Here is an 18,239-nt window from a genome sequence, read left to right as displayed (position 1 = left end):
CACCGATCAGGAAGCAGCACCGCATGACCCGCTACATCACCATCACACTCACCAAAGCCGCGGTCACCTGCCGCGCTCGTCTGCTGGACGAGGAAGCGCCGCAGACTTGCGCCGCGGTGTGGAACGCCCTGCCACTGGAAGGCGACGCCTTCCACGCCAAGTACGCCCGCAACGAGGTGTACACCTTGCTCCCGCGGATCGGCGCGGCCCCGCATCGGGAGAATCCGACGGTCACGCCGATCCCCGGCGACGTGTGCCTGTTCGACTTCGAGCCGTGGGAGATCGGCAATCCGGCGTACGGCTACGAGCCCGGCTCCGCGGCCGAGCACGAGCGCGGCGCCACCGATCTCGCGCTGTTCTACGGCCGCAACAATCTGCTGATCAACGGCGATCTCGGCTGGGTGCCGGGCAATGTTTTCGCCACCATCGAGGAAGGGCTCGCCGAGATCGCCGCGGCGTGCAACACGCTGTGGTTGCACGGCGTCCAAGGCGAAACGCTCGCCTTCGCCCGCGCTTGAAGCTCGAGGGCCTGAGCGCGGTGTGATACCGGAACTCAGGCCCTCGCCGCGCGATCTCCTACCCGGCCGGTCCGTTCGGATACGCCACGCTTCCGACGTCATTCGGCGAGGTCGGACCGGCCTGCGGGAACAGCACAGGCGCGGCGATGGTCAAGGCGACCGCGACCACACCTGCGGACCGGCTTCGCACGCCGCCTCCCGCCCACGGCTGCTTCGGAATCCACTGTGCGCAGCTGCGATCCTGCACCCCGGCGCGACACCGGCCCGGACCCATGCCACGCGGACCGCTCCCTGCCCCGACGTCGTGGGGCCCGGTGGCAGCACGTCACCGGGCCGCGCACAGTCAGGAAGCCAGCACGAATTCGGCGTAGCGGGCCACCGCGAGCACCAGATCGTCCGAGTGGCGGGGACCGACGATCTGCAGCCCGACCGGCAGACCCGCGCTCGTGGTACCCGCCGGGATGCTGATCGCGGGCTGCTGGGTGAGATTGAACGGGTAGGTGAAGGGCGTCCATTCGGGCCAGCTGCGCAGGCCGCTGCCCGGTGGCACATCGTGTCCCGCTTCGAACGCGGGGATCGGCACCGTCGGGGTGATCAGCACGTCGTAGTCGGTGTGGAACCGCCCCATCGTGATGCCGATCTGCGCCGCCACGTTGCGCGCGGCGAGATAGTCGACAGCGGTGACGGTTTCACCGCGCTCCCAGACCTCGCGCAGCCCGGGGTCCATCCGGTCGCGCGTGCCTTCCGGGAAGCCGGACAACATGGTGGCCGCGCCGGCGGCCCAGAGCAGTTCGAATGCCTCGCGCGGATCCTCGAAGCCGGGATCGGCGGCGGTGACCCGCAGTTCGGCGTCGGCCAGGCGGGCCACCGCCGCGTCCACGATGGTGGCGACCTCGGCGTCGAGCGTGGCGTAGCCGAGCGTCGGCGAGTACGCCACGCGCAATCCCCGCACGTCGCGCTGCATTTCGGCGCGAAACACGGTGAGCGTGGGAGCCAGCGCCGTGGGATCGCGCGGATCGGGGAGCGACAAGATGTCCATCAGCAGCGCCGCGTCCTCGACGGTGCGCGTCATCGGGCCCGCGTGCGCCAGCGGACCGAACGGGCTGGCCGGGAACAACGGAATCCGGCCGTAGGTGGGCTTGAATCCGACGATGCCGCAGAAGGCCGCCGGGATGCGCACGCTGCCACCGCCGTCGGTGCCCACCGACACCGGGCCGAGGCCCGCCGCGACGGCCGCGGCGCTTCCGCCGGAGGAGCCGCCCGCGGTGGTGGACGGGTCCGCCGGATTGCGGGTGACACCGGCCAGCGGGCTGTCGGTGACCGCCTTCCATGCGATCTCCGGGGTGGTGGTCTTGCCGAGGAAGACCATGCCGTCCTCGCGCAGCCGCGCCGCCACCGGGCTGTCCACCGGCCACGGCCCGGCCGGGTCGATCGACGTGGACCCGCGCCGGGTGGGCCAGCCCTCGGTCAGGAAGACGTCCTTGATCGAGACGGGCACGCCGTCCAGCAGCCCCCTGGCATGGCCGGACTGCCAGCGCGCCTCGGAGTCCTTAGCCTGCACCAAGGCGCGATCGTGGTCGACGAGACAGAAGGCGTTGAGCGCGGGGTCGCGGTCGGCGATCGCGCGCAGGATCGCCTCGGTCGCCTCGACGGGCGACAACGCGCCCGCCGCGTAGGCCGAGACCAGCTCGACCGCGGTCATGGCGGTCGGGTCGGTGGGATGGTTCTTGTCGGGGTAGCTCATGGATGGGCTCCTTCAGCCGGGCACGTACCCCAGCCTTTTGTCGACCACGTTGTCCAGCGGACGTCCGGCGATCCAGTTGTCGAAGTTCTCGGTGAACGCGTCGACGATCTCGGTGCGCCATCCGATGAAGTCACCGGAGTTGTGCGGGGTGATCCGGACGTTCGGCAGTTCCCACAGGGGGTGATCGGCGGGGAGCGGCTCGGGGTCCACCACATCGAGCGCCGCCGCGGCGATCGATCCGGTGCGCAGCGCGGCGACGAGATCGTCGGTCACAACGAGTTCCCCGCGGCCGACGTTGACAAACCTGGCGTGCGGTTTCATCGCGGCGAAGGCGGCGGCGTCGAACATGTTCCTGGTCTGCTCGGTGAGGGGCGCGATCGCGACGACGTAGTCGGCACGGGCCAGTTCGGCGTGCAGGTCGGTGGCGACCTCACCGAAATCCGGATCCGACGCGCGTGCTCGACGGCCCACGGCGCGCACGGACATCCCGACCGCGCGCAGCAACCGGGCGATGTGGCGCCCGATCGAGCCGGTGCCGACGATCAGCGCCGTCGCTCCCGCGACCCGTTCGGATTCCCGGTGCCGCCACTCGTGCCGCTGCTGCAGCAGAAGCGAGCCGGACAGGTCCTTGGCGAAGCCGAGAATCTGTCCGAGCACGTATTCGGCGATCGCCGCGTCGAAGACGCCTCGGGTGTTGGTCACCACCACGTCACTGGCTCGCAGCTCGGGAAACATCGCCGGGTCGACGCCGGTCGACCCCATGTGCACCCAGCGCAGACACTCGGCGGCATGCCAGGCGCCGGGCAGCGCCCGCGTCCGGAAATCGTAGACGAACAAGACCTCCGCTCCGGGCAGGGCGTCGGCCAATCCGGGTGCCTCGGTGTACCGGAGGGTGGCGCGGCCTGCTACTCGGTCCATTCGTTCGGCGTCGGGCACACTGTCACTGTGCAGGACGACGACAATAGGGCCCTGTTCCACATTGACACACTAAGAGGACATCGTATGATTGTCAACAATCCGATCGTGTTCGGAGGTCGTCCCGGCTGAGCGCGAGAGGGGCCGTAGTGGATCTGAGCTTTCCCGACCTCGAGGGGCCCGTTGCACAACGGGGTATCGGGATCATCGCACCGTTCGATCTCGCCCTCGAACGAGAGCTCTGGCGCTGGGCGCCGCTGGAGGTGAGCCTGCACCTGGCCCGTACCCCCTACGAACCGGTCCCGGTGTCGCTGGAGATGGCCGAATTGGTGTCCGACGCGGCGCATCTCACCGCGGCCACCCGGAACGTCATGCACGTGGAGCCCGAAGTCGTCGCCTATCTGTGCACGTCGGGCAGCTTCATCAAGGGCCTCGCCTATGAGAAGTCGTTGCGCGACACCATCTGCCGGGCCGGGGCGCAGGACGCGGTCACGACCTCCGGCGCATTGCTGGAAGCGATTCGCCATCTGGACCTCACCCGGATCTCGGTGCTCACCCCCTACGACGAGATCCTGACCCACCGGCTGCACGAATTCCTCGCCGAAGCCGGATGCTCGGTGGTGCGCTCCGATCACCTCGGGCTCGGCGGCGGCATCTGGAAGGTCAGCTACCGCACGATCGCCGAACGCATCGTCGGCGCCGACGATGCCGCCGCGCAGGCCGTCTTCGTCAGCTGTACCAACCTGCCGACCTACGACGTGATCGAGCCGCTGGAGCAGGCCCTCGGCAAGCCCGTGCTCACCGCCAACCAGCTGACCATGTGGGCATGCCTCGGCCGGATGAAGCTCCCGATGATGGGCCCCGGCAAGTGGCTGCTCAACGTTTTCTGAAGGAAGAACATCGCATGCACGCACCCCCCACCGTCGGTTTCATCTACCCCGACCACGCGGCCGAGGACGACTACCCGCTCGCGGCGGCGGCGCTGGGCGCGCACCTCCCCGTAGCCCACATCTACGGCACCGATCTGCACGCCATCCCCGAACTACTGGAACTGGGCAGTCCGGAGAAATTGCGCCTCGGCGCCGCGCTGCTCGACCGGCACCGCCCGGACGCGATCGTCTGGGCCTGCACGTCCGGCAGCTTCGTCTACGGTCCCGCGGGCGCCCGCGACCAGGCGCGCGCGCTGGCCGAGGTCGCGGGCGTACCCGCGACCAGCACCAGCATCGCGTTCGCCGACGCCGCGCACGCGCTCGGACTGCGCACCGTCGCCGTCGCCGCCAGCTATCCCGACGAGGTCGCCCGGCTGTTCGTGGAGTTCCTCGCCGACGCGGACATCGACGTCGTCTCGATGTCCAGCGCCGGGATCGACACCGCGGCCGAAGTCGGCACCCTCACCCCGGCCCAGGTCCTGCGGCTGGCAGTGGACAACGACCACCCCGGCGCGGAGGCGCTGCTCATCCCGGACACCGCGATGCACACCCTCGCGGTGCTGCCGGACCTGGAGGCTACGCTGGGCAAACCGGTGCTGACGGCTAATCAGGTCACGATCTGGGCGGGTCTGCGGCTGGCCGGCGCCGAGCCGGTCGTCGCCGGACTCGGCACCTTGTTCGCGGAAAGGCAGATCGATGTCCGTCGTTGATTTCGAGCCGGTGAACCGGCAGTCGACCGCGGAGATGATCGCCGATCGGCTCCGCGAGGCGATCATGCGCGGCAGTCTCGCGCCCGGGTCGCAGCTCGGGGAAGCCGACCTCGCCGCGCGATTCGCGGTCTCGCGGGGGCCGGTGCGCGAGGCGATGCAGCGCTTGGTGTCCGAGGGCCTGCTGCGCAGCATCCGGCACCGCGGCATCTTCGTCATCGAACTGAGCCTCGACGACGTCGTGGACATCTACCGCGCCAGAACCGCGTTGGAAGGCGGCGCGCTGGAACTGATCCTGAACGGTCGCCGCCCGATCGCCTACGAGGCGCTCGGCCCCAGCGTCGAGGAGATGGTCGCGTGCGCCGAACGCGGTGACGCGGTGGGAGTGTCGGAGGCCGACCAGGCCTTCCACGAGGCGCTGGTGGAGAGCGCGGCCAGCCCGCGGCTGGTGCGCGCGGCCCGCACCCTGCTGATCGAGACGCGGATGTGCCTGGGCGCGTTGCAGACCACCTACCCGGACCTGCGGGACCAGGCCCAGGAGCACGTCGGTCTGCGCGAAGCGATCGCCACCGCCGAGCCCGCCCGCGCCCGCGCGCTGCTCGTCGAGCACATGGACGACGCCGTGCAACGTCTGCGTCACCAGATCGGCGGCTGAGCCCGAACTCCCGCCTTCACTCGGTCCGGCGCGGGCCGGCGCGACGGCCTGAGCCCGGCCGCGCCGTTCGCCGTTTCCGACCGGCTACGGCACAACTCCTGCCGCCCACGAGCTTCCACGCCGCGGCCGCCCATTCACTCGACCGACAGTCTCCGCATTGAGCTGCGTGAGCGGCTCCGGCGTTGGACAATGGGCCGGTACGCCGGCCTGGCCGGATATCGCACCAGTGGATCGGCACATCTCATGGGCGTCGAACGGGAAAAACGCGTCGCAACACGGATATTCGTGATGCTCATGGCGATCGCCGCCGTCCTCGCCGGCTGCGGTGACGGTGACGGTGACACGCCACCTGGCGAGGGAAAGCCGGGCATCCCCGGGGCCGCGGCGACGGAGGGCGCCTCCGGCAACCCCGGCGGCTCCGACAACGGCGGTCGTGGCGCGAAGGGCATCCCGGTCGACCTCGCCCAATTCAATTTCAGCCAAGGCGATCCGGCCGACGCGGTCGTGACCGACATACGGGCCCAAATGGCCAGGAACTGCGACGAGAAGAAATTGCCTGTCGACTGCGTGACCGTCACGAAGAAGGCGAAGAATTCGGCACCGACGCCGACCTGCTCACTGACAGAGGACGGGACGCCGGTGGCCAAAGGTTACGAGTCCTTCGTGGGAGTCGACCCGCCATTGCCCTCGGCTGGAATACCACCCGACGCCACCATCGACTCCGGCGGAGTGATCACCGTCTACACGAAGACCTGCGTGCCGGAGGACACCTCGGGAAGCGGTACCGGACAACCGACCACGACGACCACCACGACGAAGCCCGCGGCCACCACTGCGCCACCGACGACTTCGACGCGCAATGGCGGCTGACCCGCCGCCCCCTGACCGGCCTCGCGAAGGTTCGTCCACCTTCGCCGACCTCTCCCAGATGGCGCAGGTTCTCGGCCAGTTCGTCGCTCCGGCTACGCTGCTGGCGGGTTTGCTGTTCTACTGGGGGTTCTTCCACGCTCGCGGATTCTGCGGATATTTCGGAATCGACTCTCAAGTGCTGGGATTCAGCACGACCGATTACGTCATGCGCAGCGCCGATGGGTTGTTCATCCCGTTGGCGGTGTGCGCGGTCGTCACACTGGCCTGCACGTGGGGCAGGGTGGCGATCGCGCCCATGGTTCCGCACGGAGCCCTGCCCAAATGGGTCTTGATCGCCGGGGTGATCGCCGGCGCGCTGCTGTTGCTCAACGGACTATCGCAACTCTGGTTCGACAACCCGCTGAACTGGACGATCGGAGTGGCGCCGTCCTGCTCGATCATCGGCTTGCTGCTGCTGTGGGGCGTCGTGCGCACCCGTCGCCGCCAACTCGCCGCCGGATCGATGACGGCACCGTCGACGACCACACCGCTGGAATGGGGACTGGTCTTCCTGCTCGTGGCGGGCAGCTTCTTCTGGGGCGCGACCGACTACTCCCTGGCCGTGGGGATAGGCCGCGCGCAGCGATTCGAAACGGAGACTTTGCGCACAGCTCCCGGACTGACCATCTACGCCGAGAAAGCTCTGGATCTGCGCGCTCCCGGCGTCACGGCGACGGCCTGCACCACTCCCGATTCCGTCTACCGCTACCGCTACGACGGATTGGTCCTGGTGATGATGGCCGGGGACAATCTCGTCACGGTCCCCCGGACCTGGTCCCGCGCACAAGGCTCCGCGATGGTGCTGTCGCGCGGTGCATCGGGTGCCATGCGACTGGAGTTCACCAGGCCGGCCACCGCGAAACCGCCGGCGACGTGCTGAGCAGCGCACCCGTCGTCCCGCGGCACGGTGGCGCACAGGACCGAACTCCTCACATCTTCGCCGGGCGCACCACCAGCACCGATGCCGCCCGTTTACCGCTCTCCTTTCCGGCGGAACGTCCCCCTCCGAGCGCGCCACGGTTCACCCCGGAGGGGGACGAATCGCGTTGCCGCCGTGGCTGCCACCGGCCGCGGCCGGTGAAATCACGGGCAGTGCGGGCTCAATCCGCGGCGAGCACGCGAGGCGCCGAGCCGAGCCGCTTCTCGTCGGCGTCGGCGAGCCAGAAGTAGACCGGGGGAAGCACGAGTTCGATGACGGTCAGAACGATCTGGAACCAGTGTGGCCAGCCGTACACGGCGACCGACACTAAGCGGGCCACCCCGCCGAGCAGGAAGATCCCGGCCAGCAGGCGCACCGCCGCCGCCGGTATCGGCGACTGCCACGCGGCCCAGATCCACGCGAGGCCGTACCCGGCGAAGATAGCGCCGAAGAACCGGCTCTGGCTGTCGGCGGTCACTCCGGCCGAACCCATGTCGGGCACCGAGTCGACACCGAGTGCTATGTGCAGGATTCCGATCGCCACGCAGGCGACGCCCATCATCATGGACAGCCATTTGAGTGCGCTGGACATACATGCCTCCCGGATGCACGCGAAGTGTTCGGCATGCGGGGCGAACAGCGCCCTTTGCCGACCACCGCTAAGTAGACGTTCGTCTACTAAGATCCTACGGCTTGTAGTAGACACGCGTCAACTAAGCTCACGAGGTGACCCGCCGCCGACTGTCCCCCGACGAACGCCGCCGCGTGCTCGTCGACGCAGGCGCGAAGCTGTTCGCGGACCGGCCCTACGACGCGGTGCTCATGGAGGATGTCGCCGCCGAGGCCGGCGTGTCCCGCGCCTTGCTCTACCGCCACTTCCCCGGCAAGCGAGACCTGTTCGCGGCCGTCTACCAGCTCGCCTCCGAGCAACTGCTGGTCGCGACCACATTCGACGCCGAAGCACCCTTGGCCGACCAGCTCGCCGCCGGCCTGGACACCCACTTCGACTACTTCGAGGCCAACGCCAACAGCGTGCTCGCGGCCAATCGCGTGCTGGCCGCGGATCCCACCGTCCAGGCGATCATCGCGGGCGAACTCGGCGAACTGCGCGAGCGCGTGCTCGACGCACTGCGATTGGCGGGGCCGCCGCGCGCCACCGTCTCGGCGATCCTGACGAGCTGGCTGACCTTCGTGCGGGTGCTCACCGTCGACTGGCTGGAGCACGGCACACCGACCCGAGCCCAGATGCGGGAGATCTCACTCGGCGCGTTGCTCGGCGCTTTGCGGCCGGTCATCGACATCACCGGCGCCGACACCTCGGGACAACCTTCGGGCTGATCGGCCGGCGACGCGACGGCACTGGCGCGGCGACGGGATTGCTCCCGTTCCCGAACCGATCTCGCCGTGTTGCGTCTGCCGAGACGGGATCGAACCGCCGAGATGCCTCAGAGGTTGGACGGGCGCACCACCATGACCGACGCGGCTCGCTTGCCGCTTTCCCGCAGCAGCGCGATCGCACGGCCTTCCGGGTCGATGGCGGCGTAGACACCGGCTATCCCGACGGGATCCAGCCAGCGGCCGTTGCGCAGGTCGTCGGCCTGCTTTTCGTCGATGTCCCGGAGCGGGAACGCGGTTCGGACCGCCGCGTCCATGTCGAGACTCAGCGGCGGCACGCCCGACTCCGCGGCGGCGGCCAACTCCTCCAGGGTGCGGGCGTGCTCCAGCGTGAAAGGACCGACCCTGGTACGGCGCAACGCGGTCAAGTGGCCGCCGACGCCGAGCGCGGCGCCGAGGTCCCTGGCCAGTGCCCGCACATAGGTGCCCGAGGAGCACTCGACCACCACGTCCAGGTCGACGAAATCGCCGACGTCGCGCCGGGCGAGCACGTCGAACCGCGACACCGTGACCGGCCGGGGGGCCAACTGCACGTCTTCGCCCGCACGGTGGCGGGCGTACGCGCGCTCGCCGTCGACCTTGATCGCGCTCACGGTGGCAGGCACTTGGTCGATGTCGCCGGTCGATTCCGCGATACGCGCGGCGATGTCGTCGTCGGCGAGGTGACCGGACGGGATCGTCGTGAGCACCTCGCCCTCGGCGTCGTCGGTGTTGGTGGCCTGGCCGAGCCGGATGGTCGCGGTGTACGCCTTGGTCGTCAATGTGAGCAGGCCGAGCAGTTTGGTCGCGCGCTCCACGCCGAGCACCAGCACGCCGGTCGCCATCGGGTCGAGGGTGCCCGCATGGCCGATCTTCTTGGTGTGCAGCAGCTTGCGGCATTTCGCGACGACGTCGTGGCTGGTCCAGCCGCCGGACTTGTCGATGACGAGCAGCCCGCCGAGTCCGTCCATCAGACGTGCGCGATCGCGGTCAGGATGTATCCGTCGGTGATCAGCCAACGGCCCTCGAACGACAGCAGCGGCGTCCCGCCGTCCGTGGTCTGCCCGGGCACCAGCAGTTCGGTATGGAAGCTGCCGCGCCCGGAATCGGCGGTGCTGTCCTCGATCTCGAACGTGATCTGCGCGTCCTCGAAGCCCAGCCAGCGCACCGTGAGCGGAAACCACGCCTTGTAGGTGGCCTCTTTCGCGCAGAACAGCAACCGGTCGAGATGCAGCTGGGAATCGGTGGTCTTCAGCCACTCCCGCTCCGGCGGCAGGCTGACCGAGTCCAGCACGCCGTCGGGCAGTGTGGCGTGCGGCTCGGCATCGATGCCGATGGAACGGAACCGCAGCTTGTGTCCCAGCGCGGCGGCCTGATAGCCGTCGCAGTGGGTCAGGCTGCCGACGACCCCGCGCGGCCATACCGGAGCGCCGCGCTCACCCTTGCCGATGGCCACCGGCGGCTCGCCGAGCTGGGCCAGCGCCAGCCGGGCGCAATGCCGCGCGCCGATGAAGTCGCGGCGCCGCTTCTCCACCGACTTGGCGATGAGATGCTCCTCGGCGGGATGCGGCCGCAGATCCTCGGGGTACGCCAGCAGCTCGGCCGAGGCCACACCCGCGGGCAGAATGTTCTCGATCATCACCGACGAGCGTAGTCGAGCCGCACCAGATGGGATCGCAGCGCCATCGGCCGCCCGAGGTCACGGCCGCACCTGCGACCTAGCCATGGACGCGTGCGATGGAGCGCCGGTGTCGACTGCACTCTCCGTGAGCGGACTATGCCAGCCCGCGCCGCTGCTGCGCTTTACTGCGCATCTCCGCGGCGGCGGCTTCCATCTCCGGCGTTACCTGGAAGTGCCCGCCCCACTTGTTCAGGGTGCCCGGCGGGTACTGCGGGGTCGGCAGAATCTGACGCAGCAGTCGGTCGGGAAGGCCACGGCGCTGCCACTCGCGCGGGTAGCCGAGCGAGACCTCTTCGAACCGGACGCCGTCGTAATGCGAGGTGCGCGGGATGTGCAGGTGACCGTAGACCGAGCAGACCACGTTGTAGCGGGTGTGCCAGTCGGCGGTCAGCTCGGTGCCGCACCACAGCGCGAACTCCGGGTAGAACAACACGTCGGTCGGCTGCCGCACCAGCGGGAAGTGGTTGATCAGCACCAGCGGGGTGCCGGGCGCGAGCGCGTCGAGCTTGCGCTTGGTCACCTGCACCCGCGCGTGGCACCACGCGTCCCTGGTCAGGTACGGCTCCGGCGAGAGCAGGAACTCGTCGGTGGCCACCACGTTGCGCTCACGCGCGATCGCCAGGCCCTCCGCCTTGGTGGTGGCTCCCTCCGGCAGGAACGAGTAGTCGTACAGCAGGAACATCGGCGCCAGCGTCACCGCTCCGCCGTGCTCCTCTGCACCCGCGCCCTGCCACACCGGAAAGGGGTCCTCCGGTGTCAGCACGTCCAGGTCACGGCAGATCGACACCAGGTAGTCGTAGCGCGCCACCCCGGCCATCTGCACCGGGTCCTTCGCCGTCGTCCACAACTCGTGGTTGCCCGGCACCCAGATCACCTTGGCGAACCGGCCGCGCAGCAGCTCCAGCGCCCACCGGATGTCCTCGGTCTTCTCCCCCACGTCGCCCGCCACGATGAGCCAGTCCTCCGGCGAGTCCGCCGTGATCTGCTCGACGACCGGCCGATTCCCCTGGTGCCCGACGTGAATGTCGCTCACCGCCATCAACTTGGGTATCACCACACCTACCTTGGCACATCCGTCCGGATTCGCACGCACCGGCCGAGCCGGGTGTCGGTCACCTCGGCATCTCGACGCCGACCAGGGCCCAGCGGCCCGACAGCGCCCGCCACGCGACCGCGATCAGCCGCAACAGCATGAACGCGGCGAGGCCGGACCAGATTCCGGCCACGCCCCAGTCGAAGGCCAGCGACAACCAGATGGCGGGCAGGAACCCGAGCAACGCGGCGCCGAGCGTGGTGGTGCGCAGATACGCCGCGTCGCCCGCGCCGAGCAGCACGCCGTCGAGGGCGAAGACGATGCCGGCTACCGGAATGAGCGCGACGAAGAACCACCACACCACGTGCGCGCGCTCGAGCACATCGGGATCGTCGGTGAACAGCGCCGGGATCGCCACCGCCCCCGCCGCGAAGCAGGCGGCGAGCCCGAGGCTGAAGATCTCCGACCAGCGGGTCACGCGCCGCGCGATCCCGCGGGCGCCGGTGGGGTCGCCCGCGCCCAGAGCGGCGCCGGTGAGCGTCTGGGCTGCGATGGCCAGCGCGTCCAAGGCCAGCGCCAGGAAGTTCCACAGTTGCAGCACCAGCTGGTGGGCCGCCACCGAGGCGGCGCCGAACCGCGCGGCGACCGCCGCTGCCGAGACGAAGCACGCCTGGAAGGCGAAGCTGCGGACGATCAGGTCGCGACCGAGCACGAGCTGCGCCCGCACGACCGACCAGTGCGGTGCCAGGGGAACGCCCTCGCGAATCAGCGCGTTCAGGAACAGGACCGCGGTGACTATCTGACCCGCCACGTTCGCCACCGCCGAACCGGGCAGGCCGAGGTGCGGCGCACCGAGGAGTCCGTGCACCAGCACCGGGCACAGCAGGCCCGATACCGCCAGGCCCGCGACCACGTAGACCAGCGGTCTGCGCGTCTGCTGAATGCCGCGCATCCACCCGTTACCCGCCATGGAGATCAGGATCAGCGGCACGCCGAACAGCGCGATCCGCACCCAGCCCAGCGCTTCCGCGGCGATCTCGCCGCCGCCGGCGATGGCGCTGGTCACCGGAACCGCGAGCGCTTGAACGAGCAGCAGGATCGCGGCGCCGACGACGATCGCGATCCAGGTGGCCTGCACGCCTTCGGCGACGGCCCCCGGGTGGTCGCCCGCGCCGTGGCGACGCGCGGAGCGCGCGGTGGTGCCATAGGACAGGAAGGTCAGCTGCGAACTCGTCTGCGCCAGAATCAATCCGCCGACGGCCAGCCCGGCCAGCGCGAGCGCGCCGAGCCTGCCGACCACGGCCAGGTCGAACAGCAGGTAGATCGGTTCGGCGACCAGCACGCCGAGGGTCGGCAACGCGAGCCCCAGGATGCGCTTGGGCCCCGCTGCGGCGGCTCGGTCGACGCCGACCGGGCGCGCGACCGGACCGCTGACCTCCTCGCCACTGGGACTCTCGGCCTTCACCAGCACCTCCGCTGCTCGGGCCGAGCCGAGCCCGCCGTCGTCCCGCGTTCGCACGACTCACCGACGAACTGTGCCGCGTAGGCCCGAGCCCTACCATCACCGGCCGCGCCGACTTCGCAGCGACATCTCCCGAACAGCGCGCGGCGGCCGAAGCATCCGGGCGCGGCGAGCGGACCGCCGGTGCGGGCAGGTCGGCAGGCCTCGGCGCTGATCACCCCACCGGCCCGGCGGTCGAGCGCGACGGCACAGCCATGCCCGAATGCCACCGAAGCCGAGCTGTCCGTGGACCGCCCCGGCCACGGAACGATCCGGCGATGGGAACATGCTCCGGCCATGCGGAATTCGAGACCCACGGTCACCCGAGCGCGGCCAGCAGCGCACCGACCAGATCGTCGGGCGAGCCATAAGCGGTGTATCCGGCGGCGAAACGGTGGCCGCCGCCGCCCAATCCCGTCGCCACCTCCGCGACGTCGACTCCGTCACCCGCGCACGATCCGCTGTCGCGCGAGCGCAGCGAAACCGTCCACCGATCCGGCACGACCCGAGATTGCTTGAATACCGCCGCGATTCCGGCCTCGGCGGTCGTGCGCACGATATCGATCACGCTTTCGATCTCCTCCGACCGCACGTCATCGATGTCGTCGCGACGCACGAACGCGTACACCAACCCCACACCGCCGCGGACCTCGGGAACGAGTTGGGCCGTCCCGAGCACCCGAGACAGCATGGGCAGCCACCCGAACGGGTGGGTGTCCATCAGTGTGCGCGCGATCTCCGCGCCATCGATCCCGGTGGCCAGCAGCCGCTCCGCCAATTCGTGGGTACCCGGCCGCACCCACCGGAAGGAACCGGTGTCGGTGACCAGACCGGCATACAGGCAGTGCGCCACCTCCGCATCGATCGGCTCGCCCCACGCGTCGAGCAACCGCGCGATGACGCTCGTGGTGGATTCCGCGCCGGGGTCGACGAGGTTGATCGCTCCGAAACGTGTGTTCGAGCGATGGTGATCGATCACCATTGTGGTTGCGGCGCCGGGCAATCGGTCGGCCAGCGCACCGAGCCTGCCCGCGCTGCCGCAGTCGACCGCGACCAGCAGGTCGACCTCGGCATGCACGTCGGCCGGCGCCGCCAGATGCCGGACGCCGGGCAGCGACCGCATCGATACGGGCAACTCCGCCGGCTCGGCGAACGACACCTGCACCGGGATCCCGCGCCGATGCAGGACCAACGCCAGCGCGAGACCACTTCCAATGGTGTCCGCATCGGGCTGCACATGGCAGACGATGGTCACCGAGCCCGCGGCATCCAGCGCCGCGACGGCCGCATCCAAACCGGCCGTTTCCCGCATCGTCGTCATCGACTACCGCATGTCACTCGTCGGCGTCGCGTTCGACCTTGTAGGGGTCGGCGTCGCCCGCGTGCCTGGCGTTGGCGGCCACCTTGGCGACCGCGTCGTCCGCGGCCCGCGCCCTGGCGAGCAGTTCCTCCATCTGCCGTGCCGCGTCGGGCACGGTGTCCAGTACGAATGCCAGCGTCGGGGTGAACTTCACCCCGGTTCCCGCGCCCACCTTGGAACGCAGGACACCCTTGGCCTTCTCCAGTCCGGCCGCCGCGCCGTCGTAATCCGGTTCGGCGTCGAGGGTTTCGCCCATCACGGTGTAGTACACCGTCGCCTCCCGGAGATCGCCGGTGACCTTGGCGTCGGTGACTGTCACGAAACGCAGCCGCGGGTCCTTCACCTCGTATTCGATCGCGGTCGCGACGATCGAGGAGATCCGCTTGGCGAGTCGGCGTGCCCTGGCTTGGTCCACCATGGCCGTTTCCTCCTCACTGTCAACTCTGTTCGGTGGCGGTCGTCGCGTGGCTCGGTGCCGCCACCCGAGCTCCGTCGCTGCGCCGCGGTCAGTCCTCGGGACCGAAGATTCGGCGGCGCACCGCCAGCAACTGTAACTCCGGACGAGCCGCGACGTGCCGTTCACATCTGTCCAGCACCTCGGTCAGGTGGTCCATGCCCGCGCTGACCATGGCCACGCCCAGCAGCGAACGACGGTATAGATCGTGTTCCCCACCTTCGGCGGCACTCACACCGAAACGCTGCAATTCGGCCAGAATCGGCCGGATCACCGAGCGCTTCTGTTTCAGCGAATGCACGTCGCCGAGCAGCAGGTCGAACTCCAGCGCACCCAGGTACACCCTTACCCTCCCCAGTTCAGGAAGACCGGCCGGACGCCGCGCTCTTCGCGCGGCGTCCGGTCTCGTCTCGGTCTATCAGTCGCGCGGCTTCTCGCGCAGCTCGTAGGCCTCGATGATGTCGCCTTCCTTGATGTCGGAGTAGGTGACCGTCATACCGCACTCGAAGCCCTCGCGGACCTCGGTGACGTCGTCCTTCTCCCGGCGCAGCGACGAGATCGTCATCGTCTCGGCGATCACCACGTTATCCCGGAGCAGGCGCGCCTTGGCGTTGCGCTTGACCGATCCCGACGTGACCATGCAACCGGCGATGTTGCCGATCTTCGATGAACGGAAGATCGCCCTGATCTCGGCGCGACCCAGCTCGACCTCTTCGTAGATCGGCTTGAGCATGCCCTTGAGGGCCTTCTCGATCTCGTCGATGGCCTGGTAGATCACCGAGTAGTACCGGATGTCGACGCCCTCGCGGTTGGCCAGCTCGGTGGCCTTGCCCTCGGCGCGGACGTTGAATCCGATGATGATCGCGTTCGACGCCGAAGCCAGGTTGACGTTGGTCTCGGTGACGCCACCGACGCCGCGGTCGATCACCCGCAGCCGCACCTCGTCGCCCACCTGGATGCCGAGCAGCGCCTCTTCGAGGGCCTCGACCGTACCGGAGTTGTCGCCCTTGAGGATCAGGTTCAGCTCGCTGGTTTCCTTCAGCGCGGCATCCAGATCTTCCAGGCTGATCCGCTTGCGGCTGCGTGCGGCCAGCGCGTTGCGCTTGCGCGCGTTGCGCCGGTCGGCGATCTGCCGCGCGATCCGGTCTTCGTCGACCACAAGCAGGTTGTCACCGGCACCCGGCACCGACGTGAAGCCGATGACCTGGACCGGCCGCGACGGCAATGCCGCCTCGACGTCCTCGCCGTGCTCGTCCACCATCCGGCGCACGCGGCCGTAGGCGTCTCCCGCCACGATCGAGTCGCCGACCCGCAGGGTGCCGCGCTGGATGAGCACGGTGGCCACCGGGCCGCGGCCGCGGTCGAGGTGCGCCTCGATGGCCACACCCTGCGCGTCCATGTCCGGGTTGGCCCGCAGGTCCAGCGCCGCGTCCGCGGTCAGCAGGACCGCCTCGAGCAGCGCGTCGATGTTGAGGTTCTGCCTGGCGGAGATGTCGACGAACATGGTCTCGCCGCCGTATTCCTCGGCGACCAGGCCGTACTCGGTGAGCTGCTGACGAACCTTCTGCGGGTTCGCGCCTTCCTTGTCGATCTTGTTGACCGCCACGACGATCGGCACGTCGGCCGCCTGCGCATGGTTGATCGCCTCCACCGTCTGCGGCATGACGCCGTCGTCGGCGGCGACCACCAGGATCGCGATGTCGGTGGCCTTCGCACCGCGGGCACGCATGGCGGTGAACGCCTCGTGACCGGGGGTGTCGATGAAGGTGATCAGCCGGTCCTCGTCGCCGAGGTGGGTGAGCACCTGGTAGGCGCCGATGTGCTGGGTGATGCCGCCTGCCTCGCCCTCGCGGACGTTGGCCTTGCGGATGGTGTCCAGCAGTCGGGTCTTACCGTGGTCGACGTGGCCCATCACGGTGACCACCGGCGGCCGCTGTTCGAGGTCCTCCTCGCCGCCCTCGTCCTCGCCGTAGGTGAGGTCGAACGACTCCAGCAGCTCGCGGTCCTCGTCCTCGGGGCTGACCACGTGGACGACGTAGTTCATCTCGCTGCCGAGCAGCTCGAGGGTCTCGTCGTTCACCGACTGGGTCGCGGTGACCATCTCACCGAGGTTGAACAGGGCCTGCACCAGCGCGGCCGGGTTCGCGTCGATCTTCTCCGCGAAGTCCGACAGCGACGCGCCGCGGGCGAGCCGGATGATCTCGCCGTTGCCGCGCGGCAGCCGCACGCCGCCGACGGCGGGCGCCTGCATCGAGTCGTACTCTTGCCGCTTCTGCCGCTTCGACTTGCGACCACGCCGGGGCGCGCCACCGGGACGGCCGAACGCGCCGGCCGCACCACCGCGGCCACCGGGACCACCCGGACGACCGCCGCCACCGCCGCCGCCACCGGGACGACCGCGGAAACCGCCGGCCGCGCCACCACCGGCACCGGGCGCACCGGCACCCGCGCCGGGGGCACCGCCACCACCGCGGTAGCCACCGCCGCCGCCACCACCGGGACGGCCCGCGCCGGCGCCACCGGGGCGGCCGGGACGACCGGCGCCGGGGCCTCCGGCGCCACCGGGACGCGCCGCGCGCGACGGCATCGCGCCGGGATTAGGACGGGGCGGCATCGAGCCGGGGCTCGGCCGCGGGCCGCCGGGACGCGGACCACCCGGACCGGGCGTCGGCCGCGGGCCACCCTGAGCCGGACCCGGACGCGGGCCACCCTGAGCGGGACCCGGACGGGGACCGCCCTGAGCCGGACCGGGACGCGGGCCACCTTGAGCCGGACCCGGACGCGGGCCACCCTGACCGGGGGCTGGACGCGGCGCGGGACGTTCGGGAGCGGACGAGTAGGGGTTGTTACCGACGCGCGGAGTCTTCGGCCCCGGGCGCGGGCCGGAACCCGCACCGCCGGGGCGTTGGCCGCCGGGGGCGGGGGCGCCGGGTCGCTGCTGCTGGCCAGGGCGCGCGCCACCCGGCGTCGGCCGCGGACCGGCCGGCGCGGGCGCGGAGCTCGCGGTCGCGCCCGAAGCCGCGGCGGCCTGCGGGGTGATCGATTCCCGGACGGCGGGCTTGGGCGCCGGGGCCGGTCCCGGACGCGCGGCGGGGCCCGGCTTCACGGCCGGGGATTCGCCGGTGCGCGCGGCGGGGGCGGCGGTCTCCTGCGCGGCGGGCGCCGGAGTGGGCGCCGACGGACGGGGACCGGGACGCGGGCCACCGCCCGCGGGTTTGGGGGCCGGACGGCCGGACGGTCCGGGGCGTGCACCCGACTTGTTGCCGTTGGACGGGGCGGATTTCGCCGCGAACGACTCACGCAGCCGACGCGCGACGGGAGCTTCCACCGTCGAGGACGCCGACTTCACGAACTCGCCCTGCTCCTTGAGCGTTGCGAGTAGTTCCTTGCTCGTGACACCGAGTTCTTTGGCCAACTCGTGCACGCGGGCCTTGCCTGCCACTGCTCTCCTCACTGAGAGGTCGAGCAGCCCCACCGTTCTGGGGACGGCGGCCCGCACGACCTCGGGTTATCTCCGATGGACGTTCATCGTTGGTACTT

At 70.0% G+C, this 18,239-nt stretch carries 18 protein-coding genes; 7 read left to right on the top strand and 11 right to left on the bottom strand.

Annotated elements, in window-relative coordinates; translation table 11 throughout:
- The first annotated feature begins 23 nt into the window (after positions 1 to 23).
- A complete protein-coding gene (locus ACWEKR_RS01815; RefSeq protein ID WP_452352828.1) occupies positions 24 to 518 on the top strand; it encodes a DUF3830 family protein in 495 nt (164 codons plus the stop codon).
- A gap of 343 nt (positions 519 to 861) precedes the next feature.
- Here ACWEKR_RS01815 and ACWEKR_RS01810 read toward each other — a convergent pair whose 3' ends face one another.
- On the bottom strand, positions 862 to 2,262 hold the full coding sequence (locus ACWEKR_RS01810) for an amidase (protein ID WP_452352827.1): 1,401 nt from the start codon (positions 2,260 to 2,262) through the stop codon (positions 862 to 864).
- Between the two features lie 12 nt (positions 2,263 to 2,274).
- Positions 2,275 to 3,240 (bottom strand): D-2-hydroxyacid dehydrogenase, encoded by a 966-nt coding sequence (locus ACWEKR_RS01805; RefSeq protein WP_195083814.1) that lies wholly within the window; start codon positions 3,238 to 3,240, stop codon positions 2,275 to 2,277.
- A gap of 86 nt (positions 3,241 to 3,326) precedes the next feature.
- Between ACWEKR_RS01805 and ACWEKR_RS01800 the strand changes: the two genes are divergently transcribed.
- From ACWEKR_RS01800 to ACWEKR_RS01780, 5 genes are all read left to right on the top strand, one after another.
- Positions 3,327 to 4,067 carry a maleate cis-trans isomerase family protein gene (locus ACWEKR_RS01800; protein WP_452352826.1) on the top strand — a complete coding sequence of 247 codons (741 nt, stop codon included), beginning with the start codon at positions 3,327 to 3,329 and terminating at the stop codon, positions 4,065 to 4,067.
- A gap of 14 nt (positions 4,068 to 4,081) precedes the next feature.
- On the top strand, positions 4,082 to 4,816 hold the full coding sequence (locus ACWEKR_RS01795; protein ID WP_452352825.1) for a maleate cis-trans isomerase family protein: 735 nt from the start codon (positions 4,082 to 4,084) through the stop codon (positions 4,814 to 4,816).
- Complete coding sequence (locus ACWEKR_RS01790; RefSeq protein ID WP_452352824.1) at positions 4,803 to 5,468, top strand: GntR family transcriptional regulator; 666 nt, start codon at positions 4,803 to 4,805, stop codon at positions 5,466 to 5,468. Before ACWEKR_RS01795 ends, ACWEKR_RS01790 begins: the two co-directional genes overlap by 14 nt.
- Before the next feature lie 288 nt (positions 5,469 to 5,756).
- Positions 5,757 to 6,338: a hypothetical protein gene (locus ACWEKR_RS01785; RefSeq protein ID WP_452352823.1), complete on the top strand. Its 582-nt coding sequence runs from the start codon at positions 5,757 to 5,759 to the stop codon at positions 6,336 to 6,338.
- A gap of 58 nt (positions 6,339 to 6,396) precedes the next feature.
- Entirely contained in the window at positions 6,397 to 7,257 is an 861-nt protein-coding gene (locus tag ACWEKR_RS01780) for a hypothetical protein (RefSeq protein WP_452352822.1), read from the top strand.
- 220 nt (positions 7,258 to 7,477) lie between these two features.
- On the opposite strand, the gene ACWEKR_RS01775 is transcribed toward ACWEKR_RS01780, so the two are convergent.
- Positions 7,478 to 7,888, bottom strand: coding sequence for a DUF4345 domain-containing protein (locus ACWEKR_RS01775; RefSeq protein WP_452352821.1), 411 nt, complete (start codon positions 7,886 to 7,888; stop codon positions 7,478 to 7,480).
- Positions 7,889 to 8,022: 134 nt separating this feature from the next.
- On the opposite strand from ACWEKR_RS01775, the gene ACWEKR_RS01770 reads away from it, so the two are divergent.
- Positions 8,023 to 8,634: a TetR/AcrR family transcriptional regulator gene (locus tag ACWEKR_RS01770; RefSeq protein WP_452352820.1), complete on the top strand. Its 612-nt coding sequence runs from the start codon at positions 8,023 to 8,025 to the stop codon at positions 8,632 to 8,634.
- A 107-nt stretch (positions 8,635 to 8,741) separates the two neighbouring features.
- Here the strand turns inward: ACWEKR_RS01770 and truB are convergent, their stop codons facing one another.
- The 8 genes from truB to infB all read right to left on the bottom strand — a co-directional run bounded on the left by truB (position 8,742) and on the right by infB (position 18,141).
- A complete protein-coding gene (gene truB / locus ACWEKR_RS01765) occupies positions 8,742 to 9,641 on the bottom strand; it encodes a tRNA pseudouridine(55) synthase TruB (protein ID WP_452352819.1) in 900 nt (299 codons plus the stop codon).
- Positions 9,641 to 10,309, bottom strand: a complete 669-nt coding sequence (gene npt / locus ACWEKR_RS01760; RefSeq protein ID WP_452352818.1) for a 4'-phosphopantetheinyl transferase Npt — start codon at positions 10,307 to 10,309, stop codon at positions 9,641 to 9,643. Before npt ends, truB begins: the two co-directional genes overlap by 1 nt.
- Positions 10,310 to 10,445: 136 nt before the next feature.
- A complete protein-coding gene (locus tag ACWEKR_RS01755) occupies positions 10,446 to 11,405 on the bottom strand; it encodes a metallophosphoesterase family protein (RefSeq protein ID WP_159839057.1) in 960 nt (319 codons plus the stop codon).
- 58 nt (positions 11,406 to 11,463) lie between these two features.
- Entirely contained in the window at positions 11,464 to 12,756 is a 1,293-nt protein-coding gene (locus tag ACWEKR_RS01750; RefSeq protein WP_452353082.1) for an MATE family efflux transporter, read from the bottom strand.
- Between the two features lie 448 nt (positions 12,757 to 13,204).
- Positions 13,205 to 14,206 (bottom strand): DHH family phosphoesterase, encoded by a 1,002-nt coding sequence (locus tag ACWEKR_RS01745; RefSeq protein ID WP_452352817.1) that lies wholly within the window; start codon positions 14,204 to 14,206, stop codon positions 13,205 to 13,207.
- A gap of 13 nt (positions 14,207 to 14,219) precedes the next feature.
- Positions 14,220 to 14,663: a 30S ribosome-binding factor RbfA gene (gene rbfA, locus ACWEKR_RS01740; protein WP_452352816.1), complete on the bottom strand. Its 444-nt coding sequence runs from the start codon at positions 14,661 to 14,663 to the stop codon at positions 14,220 to 14,222.
- Positions 14,664 to 14,751: 88 nt separating this feature from the next.
- Positions 14,752 to 15,042: a DUF503 domain-containing protein gene (locus tag ACWEKR_RS01735; protein WP_039799368.1), complete on the bottom strand. Its 291-nt coding sequence runs from the start codon at positions 15,040 to 15,042 to the stop codon at positions 14,752 to 14,754.
- Between the two features lie 75 nt (positions 15,043 to 15,117).
- Positions 15,118 to 18,141: a translation initiation factor IF-2 gene (gene infB / locus ACWEKR_RS01730; RefSeq protein ID WP_452352815.1), complete on the bottom strand. Its 3,024-nt coding sequence runs from the start codon at positions 18,139 to 18,141 to the stop codon at positions 15,118 to 15,120.
- Between the last annotated feature and the right edge of the window lie 98 nt (positions 18,142 to 18,239).

This window comes from Nocardia sp. NPDC004573, assembly GCF_053602135.1.
Note: the sequence above shows the minus strand (reverse complement) of the source record. Positions and strands in the feature narration are given on the sequence as shown.

Coding starts and splice junctions, on each gene's coding strand:
- ACWEKR_RS01815 (WP_452352828.1), top strand. CDS start 24: ATGACCCGCTACATCACCATCACACTCACCAAAGCCGCGGTCACCTGC.
- ACWEKR_RS01810 (WP_452352827.1), bottom strand. CDS start 2,262: ATGAGCTACCCCGACAAGAACCATCCCACCGACCCGACCGCCATGACC.
- ACWEKR_RS01795 (WP_452352825.1), top strand. CDS start 4,082: ATGCACGCACCCCCCACCGTCGGTTTCATCTACCCCGACCACGCGGCC.
- ACWEKR_RS01790 (WP_452352824.1), top strand. CDS start 4,803: ATGTCCGTCGTTGATTTCGAGCCGGTGAACCGGCAGTCGACCGCGGAG.
- ACWEKR_RS01785 (WP_452352823.1), top strand. CDS start 5,757: ATGCTCATGGCGATCGCCGCCGTCCTCGCCGGCTGCGGTGACGGTGAC.
- ACWEKR_RS01780 (WP_452352822.1), top strand. CDS start 6,397: ATGGCGCAGGTTCTCGGCCAGTTCGTCGCTCCGGCTACGCTGCTGGCG.
- ACWEKR_RS01775 (WP_452352821.1), bottom strand. CDS start 7,888: ATGTCCAGCGCACTCAAATGGCTGTCCATGATGATGGGCGTCGCCTGC.
- truB (WP_452352819.1), bottom strand. CDS start 9,641: ATGGACGGACTCGGCGGGCTGCTCGTCATCGACAAGTCCGGCGGCTGG.
- npt (WP_452352818.1), bottom strand. CDS start 10,309: ATGATCGAGAACATTCTGCCCGCGGGTGTGGCCTCGGCCGAGCTGCTG.
- ACWEKR_RS01745 (WP_452352817.1), bottom strand. CDS start 14,206: ATGACGACGATGCGGGAAACGGCCGGTTTGGATGCGGCCGTCGCGGCG.
- rbfA (WP_452352816.1), bottom strand. CDS start 14,663: ATGGTGGACCAAGCCAGGGCACGCCGACTCGCCAAGCGGATCTCCTCG.